General features: G+C 60.8%; 13 protein-coding genes and 1 tRNA gene. 8 read left to right on the plus strand and 6 right to left on the minus strand.

Going from position 1 to position 10,884, the window contains the following annotated elements:
- Positions 1 to 58: 58 nt before the first annotated feature.
- From GGQ85_RS03115 to GGQ85_RS03130, 4 genes are all read right to left on the minus strand, one after another.
- Positions 59 to 310 carry a hypothetical protein gene (locus GGQ85_RS03115; protein ID WP_309773313.1) on the minus strand — a complete coding sequence of 84 codons (252 nt, stop codon included), beginning with the start codon at positions 308 to 310 and terminating at the stop codon, positions 59 to 61.
- A 515-nt stretch (positions 311 to 825) separates the two neighbouring features.
- A complete protein-coding gene (gene fba, locus GGQ85_RS03120) occupies positions 826 to 1,911 on the minus strand; it encodes a class II fructose-bisphosphate aldolase (RefSeq protein WP_309773314.1) in 1,086 nt (361 codons plus the stop codon).
- Positions 1,912 to 2,029: 118 nt separating this feature from the next.
- Positions 2,030 to 2,902, minus strand: coding sequence for a phosphoribulokinase (locus GGQ85_RS03125; protein ID WP_309773315.1), 873 nt, complete (start codon positions 2,900 to 2,902; stop codon positions 2,030 to 2,032).
- 12 nt (positions 2,903 to 2,914) lie between these two features.
- Entirely contained in the window at positions 2,915 to 3,952 is a 1,038-nt protein-coding gene (locus GGQ85_RS03130; protein WP_309773316.1) for a class 1 fructose-bisphosphatase, read from the minus strand.
- 128 nt (positions 3,953 to 4,080) lie between these two features.
- Between GGQ85_RS03130 and GGQ85_RS03135 the strand changes: the two genes are divergently transcribed.
- The gene (locus GGQ85_RS03135) at positions 4,081 to 5,046 is read left to right on the plus strand and encodes a LysR family transcriptional regulator (protein ID WP_309773317.1); all 966 of its coding nucleotides are present in this window, start codon (positions 4,081 to 4,083) and stop codon (positions 5,044 to 5,046) included.
- Between the two features lie 246 nt (positions 5,047 to 5,292).
- On the opposite strand, the gene GGQ85_RS03140 is transcribed toward GGQ85_RS03135, so the two are convergent.
- Positions 5,293 to 5,369: transfer RNA gene (locus GGQ85_RS03140), tRNA-Pro, on the minus strand.
- Between the two features lie 67 nt (positions 5,370 to 5,436).
- Here GGQ85_RS03140 and GGQ85_RS03145 point away from each other — a divergent pair.
- Both GGQ85_RS03145 and GGQ85_RS03150 read left to right on the plus strand, forming a co-directional pair.
- The gene (locus GGQ85_RS03145) at positions 5,437 to 6,423 is read left to right on the plus strand and encodes an L-threonylcarbamoyladenylate synthase (RefSeq protein WP_309773318.1); all 987 of its coding nucleotides are present in this window, start codon (positions 5,437 to 5,439) and stop codon (positions 6,421 to 6,423) included.
- Positions 6,423 to 7,865, plus strand: coding sequence for an FAD-binding oxidoreductase (locus GGQ85_RS03150; RefSeq protein WP_087881218.1), 1,443 nt, complete (start codon positions 6,423 to 6,425; stop codon positions 7,863 to 7,865). Before GGQ85_RS03145 ends, GGQ85_RS03150 begins: the two co-directional genes overlap by 1 nt.
- Positions 7,866 to 7,926: 61 nt before the next feature.
- Here GGQ85_RS03150 and GGQ85_RS03155 read toward each other — a convergent pair whose 3' ends face one another.
- On the minus strand, positions 7,927 to 8,694 hold the full coding sequence (locus tag GGQ85_RS03155) for an SOS response-associated peptidase (protein ID WP_309773319.1): 768 nt from the start codon (positions 8,692 to 8,694) through the stop codon (positions 7,927 to 7,929).
- 63 nt (positions 8,695 to 8,757) lie between these two features.
- Between GGQ85_RS03155 and GGQ85_RS03160 the strand changes: the two genes are divergently transcribed.
- The 5 genes from GGQ85_RS03160 to GGQ85_RS03180 form a co-directional block, all read left to right on the plus strand.
- On the plus strand, positions 8,758 to 9,270 hold the full coding sequence (locus GGQ85_RS03160; protein WP_309773320.1) for a hypothetical protein: 513 nt from the start codon (positions 8,758 to 8,760) through the stop codon (positions 9,268 to 9,270).
- On the plus strand, positions 9,270 to 9,689 hold the full coding sequence (locus tag GGQ85_RS03165; protein ID WP_309773321.1) for an NUDIX hydrolase: 420 nt from the start codon (positions 9,270 to 9,272) through the stop codon (positions 9,687 to 9,689). The genes GGQ85_RS03160 and GGQ85_RS03165 overlap by 1 nt, the downstream gene beginning before the upstream one ends.
- An 85-nt stretch (positions 9,690 to 9,774) precedes the next feature.
- On the plus strand, positions 9,775 to 10,152 hold the full coding sequence (locus tag GGQ85_RS03170; RefSeq protein WP_079448286.1) for a TIGR02301 family protein: 378 nt from the start codon (positions 9,775 to 9,777) through the stop codon (positions 10,150 to 10,152).
- A 135-nt stretch (positions 10,153 to 10,287) separates the two neighbouring features.
- Complete coding sequence (locus GGQ85_RS03175) at positions 10,288 to 10,551, plus strand: hypothetical protein (protein WP_309773322.1); 264 nt, start codon at positions 10,288 to 10,290, stop codon at positions 10,549 to 10,551.
- A 154-nt stretch (positions 10,552 to 10,705) separates the two neighbouring features.
- Positions 10,706 to 10,884 (plus strand): transposase (locus GGQ85_RS03180; RefSeq protein WP_309773335.1); only part of this gene is annotated, 179 nt, incomplete at its 3' end.

The raw sequence follows: 10,884 nt of genomic DNA on the forward strand, positions 1-10,884 counted from the left end.
CCGGATATCGCTTCCATGGCTGAGACGGCCAACGGACAGGCGCGTCGCTGAATGGCCATTACTGCCCGTTCAGCATCCGCTCGGCAAGATCGCGGTGGGTGCGTTCTATCCGATCCGATCGCGTGGCGGCGACGTCACGATTTTTGCGGCAGGCAGTATAGGCTGCGGATCCCTGCGGTCCGCCCTGCGCCTGGCAATAGCCATCGTCATCGCTCTGGGACAGCGCGTTCGAATTGTGGCGCTCAAGATTAGCGCATCCGCCCAGTGACAGAGCGGCCAGGACAATGGCCGCGTGGCGCGTGGATGTCATTCGTCCTCCCATGATCGTCCCCCGACTGCCAGAGCTTGGAGCATGATCCCGAAAGGTGAGAACCACTTTCGATAAGATCGATGAGATCATGGTCAAATGAAAGGAACGCTTCAGCCTGATACAATGCGATTGAATGAGACTGAAGCGACTGTTCGAACCCGATTGCGGGGATTGTAAGTCCATCGAATATTTCGGCGGTGCTGTGACATCACGCGCCAGAATGCGGCGGCACGGGCGTCCCGATCGGCTTACCCTCGTATTTTCTCCTGGATATTCAGGGCACTTCCGAGAGAAAGGCTCCGTCGCCATGCAAGACGACGGAGCAGTACATCCGGGGCTGGACGATCGGGAGGATGAATCGTCCTAGTTGGAACCGGATGGAGGCATGTCACGAGGTGCTAGACTGGCCCTCGGGACGTGCGGTCACCGCATGGGAGACGGTGGTGTAGCGATGCTGCGGCAATCGGCCTTCCGGCGGTCAAGCCGGAGGCCGGGCTGCGCCAGCCAGGATCGTATCACTCGGCCGCGACGGCTGTTTCACCGATACGCGGATCAAGTTTACCGGTGCGGTAAAGCTTGGCCATTTCAGCCAATGGGATCACCTTGATCTTCGAGGCATTCCCGGCAGTGCCGAACTGCTCGAAACGCTCGCGGCAGAGGTCGCGCATTGCATCCATCGCGGGTTTCAGGAACTTGCGTGGATCGAATTCGCTCTTGTTGCTGGCCGCGACTTTCCGGAATACCGCAGTCATGGCCAGACGGCAGTCGGTGTCGATATTGACCTTGCGAACGCCATGCTTGATGCCGCGAACGATTTCCTCGACCGGCACGCCCCAGGTCTGCGGCATCTCGCCGCCGAACTTGTTGAACTCATCCTGCAGATGCTGCGGCACCGAAGACGAGCCATGCATCACCAGATGGGTATTGGGAAGGCGGCGGTGGATTTCCTCGACCACCTTCATGGCGAGAATGTCGCCGTCCGGCTTGCGCGAGAATTTGTAGGCGCCGTGCGAGGTGCCCATCGCGATCGCCAGAGCGTCGACCTTGGTCGCGCGGACGAAATCGACGGCCTGATCCGGATCGGTCAGCAATTGATCGTGGCTGACCGGGCCTTCGATGCCGTGCCCGTCTTCCTGCTCGCCGCCGCCGTGCTCGAGCGAGCCAAGCACGCCCAGTTCGCCTTCCACCGAGGCGCCGACCCAGTGCGCCAAGTCAACGACGCGGCGGGTGATGTCGACGTTATACTCATAATCCGCTGCGGTCTTGGCGTCGGCCTTGAGCGAACCGTCCATCATGACCGAGGTGAAGCCGTACTTGATCGCGGTGGCGCAGGTCGCTTCTTCATTGCCGTGATCCTGATGCATGCACAGCGGAATGTGCGGATACATCTGGTCCAGCGCGTCGATCATGTTCGCCAGCATGATGTCGTTGGCGTAAGAGCGTGCGCCCCGCGAAGCCTGCATGATGACCGGCGCATCGACGGCGGCCGCAGCCTCCATGATGGCAAGCCCCTGCTCCATATTGTTGATGTTGAACGCCGGCACGCCGTAGCCGTGCTCTGCAGCGTGATCCAGCAACTGTCTCAAAGTTATGCGCGCCATGTCGGTTCCCTCCCCATCTGGCTATCGTGAAAAGATGTCGCGTTTAGCGCGATCGTATTGTTGGCCACGCCCCGTCTTGACGCCGCCGGGGCTGGCGATTTCGGACATGCGATTTCACTCATGCGCGTTTCTTTCGCTCGATGAGCTGAAGGATGAGCGGCGTCAGGATCAACTGCATCGCGAGGTCCAGCTTGGACCCGTGGATGACGATAGAGTTGGCGCGCGACATAAAGCTGCTCGGAATCATCGACAGCAGATACGGAAAATCGATCCCGCGCGGATTCTTGAGGCGGATGACGACCATCGACTCATCGGGCGTCGGTATCCACCGGGAGATGAACGGGTTCGAAGTATCCACCGTCGGCACGCGTTGGAAATTGATGTCCGTCTCAGCGAATTGAGGACAGATATAATTGACGTAATCCGGCATGCGCCGGAGGATGGTGTCGGTGACCGCCTCGGTGGAATAGCCGCGCGCATTTCGGTCGCGGTGCAGCTTCTGGATCCATTCGAGATTGATGACGGGAACGACACCGATCTTGAGATCCGCGTACTGAGCGACATTTACCTCGTCGGTCACAACGGCCCCGTGAAGACCCTCGTAGAACAACAAATCCGAGGCATCCGGCAGAGGCTGCCAGTCCGTAAACGTTCCAGGAGGAACACCGTGCAGCGCCGATTCCGCATCGTCGTGAACATAGTATCGCGTGTTGCCCGTTCCGGTCTCGCCATAGCTACGGAACACACCCTCAAGTTCGGCGAACAAGTTGGTTTCAGGACTGAAATGACTGAAGTGCTTGTTGCCCTTGTCCGATTCCTCGGCCATGCGGGTGCGCATTTCAGCGCGATTGTAACGGTGGAAGGCGTCGCCTTCGATGTAGGCCGCAACGACATTCTCGCGGCGGAAAATCTGCTCGAAGGTTCGCTTGACGGACGTCGTACCGGCGCCCGACGAACCCGTAATTGATATGATGGGATGCTTCCTTGACACGATATCAGCCCCTCAAACGCGAAACAGACCGCGGTTCCCGAACAACGGCGCATTCGCTTCCAGAGCGACGTCGGGGACCGTATGCATATGTTCGAGCCGCTGGACATTCTTGATCGAACCCATAATCAGCGGCACTCGCTGATGAAGGCTGTCGGGTACGATATCGAGAACCCGCTTTCGTCCGGTCGAAGCGCCGCCGCCCGCCTGCTCGACGATGAAAGCCATCGGGTGCGCCTCGTAAACCAGGCGCAGGCGCCCTTCCTCATAGCCGTCCCGAGCGTCTCCGGGATAGAGGAAAATACCGCCGCGAATAAGAATGCGGAAAGCCTCCGCGACGAGCGAACCGATCCAGCGCATGTTGAAATTCTTGCCGCAGGGGCCATCGGCTCCCGCAAGGCACTCATCGATATAGGCGCGAACCGGCAGGTCCCAGTGCCGCCTGTTCGATGCATTGATCGCGAACTCGTTTGCGTCCGTCGGAATTTGCACTGACGATCCGGTGAGCTTGAACACCCTGTCGGCTCGGTCAAGCGTGAAGATGTCGACACCCCGCCCGAGCGTGAGAACGAGAGAGGTCTGCGGACCATAGACAACGAAACCGGCCGCAAGCTGCGCACTTCCTGCTTGCCTGAAGGCCGCATTGACATCGGAAGGCGTCGGCATGATTGAAAAAATCGTACCTACCGACATGTTCGTGTTGATGTTCGACGAACCGTCCAACGGATCGAATGCAACGCAGATCGGCGCGGCCGGATTCAAAATATCCAGATCCGCCATTTCCTCGGAGGCAAGCGCTGCGATCGGCAGCTTGCCGAGAGCGTCGCGAATAATTTGATCGGCGCGAACATCAAGATCCTTTTGAATGTCCCCGTCGGTGTTGCGACCTTGTGCCTGTCCGGTGATCCCGGCCAACGCTCCGCGGCAGGTCAGATCGGAAATATCGACCGCAGCCCGCGCAAGCGCAGCTACTGCTTCCTTCACTGCCTGGCGGAGCGGATCCGATCCCGCCTCGCCATCCATCCTTTGCTGCAGTGTCAGCTCTTGGCTCATTCAGACTCCCCCTCGGCCGCAATCTCCAAACAGCCGATTTGCCGCTTTCCAGAGCATCGCGAGAATTGACTCGTTGCATGTAATAAGTACAATTTCAATATCCTTCATCGAGGCAAAAATTTTCTTATATGATCACGAAGCTTCGCGACGTTACAATTCGGCAGCTTCGTGCTTTGGCATCGGTTGCGGTAGGAGGTAGCGTCACTGCCGCCGCCAACAAATTGCATTTGACTCAACCTGCGGTCACGCTGCAATTGCGGAATCTTCAGCAACTCTGCGGACTGCCTCTGCTCCAGCGAACCAGCGACGGCATGGTTCTCACGCCTGCTGGACAGGAGTTGTACACGCTTTTCGAGCGCATCGAAGCTGCGATCGAAAGTTGCGCAACGTCGCTCGACATGATCACCGGTCGAACCGGCGGGCGCATATCGATCGGCGCTGTCAGTACGGCAAAATATTTTGTCCCATTTGCGATTTCCGCGTTTTCGAAGCTTCATCCGGGGATGGACATCAGTCTGACGATCGTCAATCGCCAGGACATACGTCAGGCTCTGCGCAGCTACGCGCTCGATTTTGCAATCATGGGCCACCCGCCTCCCGATATCGAACTGGACAGGCATTTGATCGGCGACCATCCGCATGTCGTCATCGCGCCGACAGGACACCGGCTTGCAAACGCGTCCGGGCTTTCGGCGGTCGATCTGGCGCACGAAAGGTTCGTTTCCCGCAAACCGGGCTCGGGTACACGATTCCTCATGGAACAGTTTTTTGAGAACAGCAATCTCGAGCCTCAGATCGGCATGGAGATGAGCAGCAACGAGACCATCAAGCAGGCGGTCATCGCCGGTCTCGGGATCGCTTTCATCTCGGCGCACACCGTGGCCGTGGAACTTAAGGAAGGCCGGATGATCACGCTCGACATCACCGGTCTTCCTATTATTCGGCAATGGTTCGTCGTCAGGAGAAAAGACAAGGTGTTGCTTCCTCCGGCGCAGGAAATGCTCGATTTCCTGGTCGAAAACGGCAGGCAGTTCCTGCCGCAGGCGCCGCTCGGCCACGGCGGCACTGATCCGGGGCCTGCGCCGGCCAGGTGAATCGGCCCGGCAGGTTCGCGGGTGAGAAACCACCGCGCGATCTTGACGCAAAATGCGTCGGGTCAACGCATAACAGGATACTGAAACGGGAAAATGCATGCCAGACAATCTCGCGGCCGCGTAACAAGCGGTCCGACGTAAACAAGCACTAGCGCCTAGCATACGGCCACCGCACGCATGAGGGGTCAATTCGTCGCGCGCCGCGTTGCGCGGCTGGCGCATCGAAATTATAAGTCATTGAAATGATGGTCGGAGTGGCAGGATTTGAACCTGCGACCCCTGCGTCCCGAACGCAGTGCTCTACCGGGCTGAGCCACACTCCGACAAGACGCGGCTTATAGCCTTGGGTTTCGCGCACCGCAAGAAGCTGAATTGAGAACCGAAACCGCTATGACCGTGGACCTGACAACGCAGATTCGACCGGCCGGGGAGACCGCGACAGCCGCAGCCGCGCGGACGCTGCGCGACGGCGGGCTTGTCGCGTTCCCCACTGAGACAGTCTACGGGCTCGGCGCTGACGCCGCCAACGCGGAGGCGATCACACGGCTCTACCAGGCCAAGGGCAGGCCCGCATTCAATCCGCTAATCGTCCATGTCGGAGACCTTGCGGCCGCGAAACGGACCGCCCGGTTCAATGCCACCGCCCTCGCGCTCGCCGATGCGTTCTGGCCGGGTCCGCTGACGCTGGTGCTGCCGAAGGGCACTCGCTGCCCGGTGGCCGATCTTGCCACCGCGGGCCTCGACACCGTCGCCCTGCGGGTTCCCGCTCATCCAGTGGCGCGCGCTATCCTGCGCGATTTCGGCGGCGCGGTTGTCGCGCCCTCCGCCAACCTGTCGGGCCACGTCTCACCAACGACGGCGGCGCATGTGCAAAGCGATCTCGCGGGACGGATCGACCTCATCGTCGACGGCGGACCGGTGGAGGTTGGCATTGAGTCAACCATCATCGGCTGTTTCGATCGGCCGGCGTTGCTGCGCCCCGGCGGAATTCCGCGCGCCGACATCGAGCGCGTGCTGGGCCACACTTTGGCCTCGCCAGATCCCGGCGCGGCCGCTGGACGGCCGCTGGCGTCAGGAATGCTGGACTCGCACTACGCACCACGCGCCCGGATGCGGCTCAATGCAGCGAACCTTACGCGCGGCGAGGCGCTACTGGCTTTCGGTCGGGCCGATCTGTCGGGTGTCGACACCGCGGCCGCTGTGATAAATCTGTCCGAACGCGGTGATCTAAAGGAGGCCGCCGCCAATCTTTTCGGCTGTCTTCGCGCCTTAGACACCAGCGGTGCGCGGACCATCGCGGTGATGCCGGTTCCCGACGAGGGGCTCGGGGAAGCCATCAACGACCGGTTGCGCCGCGCCGCCGCCCCGAAAGGCTGATGGACGTGCCGATCGTCAGGCCAGAATTCCTGCAGCCGCCGTTGTCGCCCGATCTGATTGCGCGCCTCACGGCCATCGTCGGCGACAAATATGCCGTGACCGACGCCGAGGAACTGGCGCAATACCTCACGGAGGCCCGCAACCTGTTTCATGGCCGCTCTCCGCTGGTGCTGCGTCCCGCATCGACGGCAGAGGTATCGGCGATCTGCAAGCTCGCGAGTGAACATCGGATCGCGCTGGTCCCGCAGGGCGGCAACACCGGTCTCGTCGGCGGACAGACCCCGCACAGCGGCGAGGTCGTGGTGTCGATGCGGCGGATGGACCGAATCCGCGAAGTCGATACCGCCTCCAACACAATGACGGTCGAGGCCGGCGTTATCCTGCAGACAATCCAGCGGCGCGCGGACGAGGCCGATCGTTTCTTCCCCTTGTCGCTCGGCGCCGAAGGAAGCTGCACCATCGGCGGCAATCTCTCGACCAATGCCGGCGGCACCGGCGCGCTGGCGTATGGCGTGGCTCGCGACATGGCGCTCGGGCTCGAGGTGGTGCTGGCCGACGGGCGCATCCTCAACGGTTTGTCCAAGCTGAAAAAGGACAATACCGGCTACGATCTGCGCAACCTGTTTATCGGCGCCGAAGGCACCCTCGGTATCATCACCGCCGCGGTCGTGAAGCTGTTCTCGAAACCGCGCTCGGTGCAAACCGCTTTCGTTGGCCTGAAATCGCCGGCCGACGCTCTGAAACTGCTGGCCATCTCTCAGGCCGAAGCGGCCGGGAGCCTGACAAGTTTCGAACTTCTTGCAGAGATCTGCGTCGACATCTGCCTCAAGCACGGCACCGACATCCGCGATCCGCTCGCTTACCGCCATCCCTGGTATGTGCTGATGGAAATCTCATCGTCGCGTGACGATGCGGCTGCGACCGTTGAGGCCGTTCTCGATCGGGGCATAAGGAACGGCTTCGTCGGCGATGCGGTTCTTGCGGCCAGCCTTCAGCAGCGAGCGGCGTTCTGGAAGCTGCGCGAGACGATCCCGCCGGCACAGAAACGGGAGGGCGGCTCGATCAAGCACGATATCTCTGTGCCCGTCGCCGCCGTACCTGCCTTCATCGCCGAGGCCAATATCGCCGTGGCAAAGCTCATTCCGGACGCCCGCCCGGTCCCGTTCGGCCATCTTGGAGATGGCAACATCCACTACAATGTCAGCCAACCCGTGAGCGGGATGACGACACAGGAATTTCTCGCCCGGTGGCAGGAGGTCAATGCCGTCGTCTTCAAGATCGCGCTGCGGATGGGCGGCTCGATTTCCGCTGAGCACGGTATCGGCGTGCTGAAGCGCGATGATCTGCCCGGCGTGAAGGACAAGACGGCAATCGAAGTGATGCGCGGCATTAAGGCGCTATTCGACCCTCTCGGCATCATGAATCCGGGCAAGGTACTGTAGGGGTTGGAAAACGGCAGCTTTTTTGAAATGGCGCAATGGCCACGAAATGTTGCTTTCCACGTCAGAACAGCGAGCCCTGACCATCGTCGCTTAAGGTTGCGGACGCAGCCTTGCGAGCCGCTGGCTTCTTTGCGGCCTGCTTCGCCTCGCTTTCCAGTTGCTCTGCTGAGATTGGCATAATCAGTTGCTCATCGTCGTGGACGACATGGTTCACGCGCGCCGACACCTCATGCCAGACGAATTCGCCGTTTTCCGGCGCGCGCAGCAACAGCGCAGCCTCTTCGGATTCGATAGCGGCGCCGTCGAGCCAGCGCGCGTGATCCGCAGGCGCGATCGTCACCGGCGCGCGCGGATGCAAGGTCGCGAGATTGCCGCGCGCCGCCACGGTGACGATGGCGACCGTATCAAGCTCTTCGCCGTTCGGCCCGACCCAGGTCTCTGCAAGGCCCGCGAACGCAATCAGCCTGCCATTGCCCGGCCGGACGAAGAACGGCCGCTTTCGCTCTTCCGATTGATGCCATTCGTAGTAGCCGTCGGCCGGAAGCAGGCAGCGACGTCGTTTCATCGCGTTCTTAAAAGAGGGCTTGTCCAGTACCGTCTCGGCGCGGGCATTAATGAGAAGCGCGAATTGCCGGGGGTCCTTGACCCAGGCCGGAATCAGGCCCCACCGCATGAGACGGAAGCGCCGGGCATCATTCTCAAGGATGACGACAGGAACCGGCTGGGTCGGCGCAATATTGTACCGCGGCGGGAAATTCGGCTGTTCGGCGTACCCAAAAACCTGACGCATCGCCTCCGGCGGCGACAAGATCACATAGCGCCCGCACATTTCATCGTCCCAACAGATGCGACATTCAATCCGTTTTAATATCGGAGTCCAACACTGGGACGAATGACATCGACGGCCAACGAATCACCCTTCTCTCCAGCGATCGCGACGCAAACCGACCAGAACGGGGCGGGCAGCGCGGCCGCGCTGGCGGCCGCCAATATCAACCCGCAAAGCGGCCTTGCGACTGACTATCTCAATCACTTCAACGAAGCCATCATGTTGCTGGAAATGATACCAGACATGCCCGATTGCGTGGAGGATTTCCTAAATTGGCGACCCTTGACCTACCGGGAGCATTTCATGGCCTCGAATTTCAAGGCACGCGAGCAGGCGATCCAGGCTTATGAAAATGCCAATCCCGACATTCGCGCCAAATTCGATAAGCTGACTGCCACCATGACCTCAATCCTGACCGCAGTGGCTTCGGCGATGAAGGAGGTTCGCCAGCACGAGACACGCGCCGCGCTTGCGACCCAGGCGGTCGGCTGGATCAAGCCGATGGTCATGCGGGCCGGCGGCATCATCAATGGTCAGGGTGGCGAAGCCGATGTCGATTACATTATGAGCCACTGATGCCTCCCGCGCGTCAGTTTCCGCAACTCGCCGTCAGCGCCGCGATCTTCCGCGACGGCAAGATTTTGCTGGTGCGCCGCGCCCGGCCGCCCGGCAAGGGCTTGTACTCTCTACCCGGCGGACGAATCGAATTCGGCGAGACCGTCGCTGGCGCGCTACATCGCGAGGTGGCGGAGGAAACCGGGCTCACGATCGAGATTATCGGTCTCGCGGGCTGGCGGGAGGTGATGCCGACTCGGCCCGGCGACGGGCATTACATCGTGATGTCGTTCGCGGCCCGTTGGATCGCAGGCGACCCCATCCTGAACGACGAACTCGACGCCTTCAGTTGGGCCGCCCCCGAGTTGCCAGGCGAATTGCGGCTCACCGAAGGTCTGCAAACCATCATCGATTCCGCACGGCGGCTCGTCGGGGTTTGAACCGGCGTTGAAAGCCCTGTGCAGATCGTCCCGCCTTGCTTCCATCGCATTGAAGGGGCATATCACGGCGGATCCGGGCCTCTTCATGCGTAAATCGGTTTTAGCGGTTGTTCTGGTGGCTGCGATCTGTGGCGCGATGCCCGCGCGCGCGCAGGACGGGGCCGCGCCCTTTGACGCCGATCTACAACGTCTGGCCGAAATCCTCGGCACGCTGCACTATCTTCGCGACATCTGCGCCGCCAACGACGGCGCGAAATGGCGCAGCGAAATGCAGGCCCTGATCGACGCCGAAACGCCCTCAGGCGAACGCCGCTCCAGGATGATCGCGGCCTTCAACCGCGGCTATAACTGGTTCCAGCAGACTTACCGGGTATGCACGCCAGCCGCGAATGTCGCAATCCGTCGGTATGTCGAGGAAGGCGCAAAAATTTCCCGCGACCTGACCGCCAGATACGCGAACTGATCCTGCCGCCGGGATTGCGCGTCAAATGCGCCAAGGCGCGTTAACCTTTCCTAAAGAACTGGCTGTCCGGCCCCGAATCGCGTGCTAAACCACGGCCGTTAAGCGCTTCATCTCGTCAGACGCTCCGGAATTTTCATGCGCTATCCATTTGCATTCAGCCCGGCCCGCGATCTGCCCGATCATGAGCAGAAGCAGGCTGCGCTGAGCTACCTCAATGAAGCGTGGGCCGAGGCGCGGCACGACGGTGTCGATGGCGATTGTCTGGCGCAGGCCAGCCTGTTTGCTGCCTTCGCCGAACTTGTCGGCACCTATGGCGAGGATGCCGTGGCGACGTTCGTCGAAGGTCTTGCGGGCCGCGTTCGCAACGGCGAGTTCTCGATCGCGCTGGCGAAGCAATAAGCCCAGCTCCAGCCATCCTTTGATCGAGAATGACCTTATCCGAAAACCGGTATCCACTTTTCGGGATCATGCTCTAGAACCGATCGACATTCAGGATTCCCAATCGGTTTGATCGCTGATTCATAGAGCTCCGTGATTCGTCACGGAGCAGATCATGGCGGCGAAGCGATATGAGTTGACCGATGCGCAATGGGCGAGGATTTCGCCGTTGCTGCCGGGTAAGGCGGGCGACCCTGGACGCACCGCCGCGGATAACCGTCTGTTTGTGAACGGGTGTTTGTGGGTCTTACGGTCGGGCGCGCACTGGTGCGACCTGCCGGCGCGCTACGGCAA

Source organism: Nitrobacter vulgaris (assembly GCF_031453995.1).
Taxonomy (GTDB): Bacteria; Pseudomonadota; Alphaproteobacteria; order Rhizobiales; family Xanthobacteraceae; genus Nitrobacter; species Nitrobacter vulgaris.

Coding starts and splice junctions, on each gene's coding strand:
- GGQ85_RS03130 (WP_309773316.1), bottom strand. CDS start 3,952: ATGAGCCAAGAGCTGACACTGCAGCAAAGGATGGATGGCGAGGCGGGA.
- GGQ85_RS03150 (WP_087881218.1), top strand. CDS start 6,423: ATGGACGTGCCGATCGTCAGGCCAGAATTCCTGCAGCCGCCGTTGTCG.
- GGQ85_RS03135 (WP_309773317.1), top strand. CDS start 4,081: ATGATCACGAAGCTTCGCGACGTTACAATTCGGCAGCTTCGTGCTTTG.
- fba (WP_309773314.1), bottom strand. CDS start 1,911: ATGGCGCGCATAACTTTGAGACAGTTGCTGGATCACGCTGCAGAGCAC.
- GGQ85_RS03145 (WP_309773318.1), top strand. CDS start 5,437: ATGACCGTGGACCTGACAACGCAGATTCGACCGGCCGGGGAGACCGCG.
- GGQ85_RS03165 (WP_309773321.1), top strand. CDS start 9,270: ATGCCTCCCGCGCGTCAGTTTCCGCAACTCGCCGTCAGCGCCGCGATC.
- GGQ85_RS03115 (WP_309773313.1), bottom strand. CDS start 310: ATGACATCCACGCGCCACGCGGCCATTGTCCTGGCCGCTCTGTCACTG.
- GGQ85_RS03160 (WP_309773320.1), top strand. CDS start 8,758: ATGACATCGACGGCCAACGAATCACCCTTCTCTCCAGCGATCGCGACG.
- GGQ85_RS03175 (WP_309773322.1), top strand. CDS start 10,288: ATGCGCTATCCATTTGCATTCAGCCCGGCCCGCGATCTGCCCGATCAT.
- GGQ85_RS03170 (WP_079448286.1), top strand. CDS start 9,775: ATGCGTAAATCGGTTTTAGCGGTTGTTCTGGTGGCTGCGATCTGTGGC.
- GGQ85_RS03155 (WP_309773319.1), bottom strand. CDS start 8,694: ATGTGCGGGCGCTATGTGATCTTGTCGCCGCCGGAGGCGATGCGTCAG.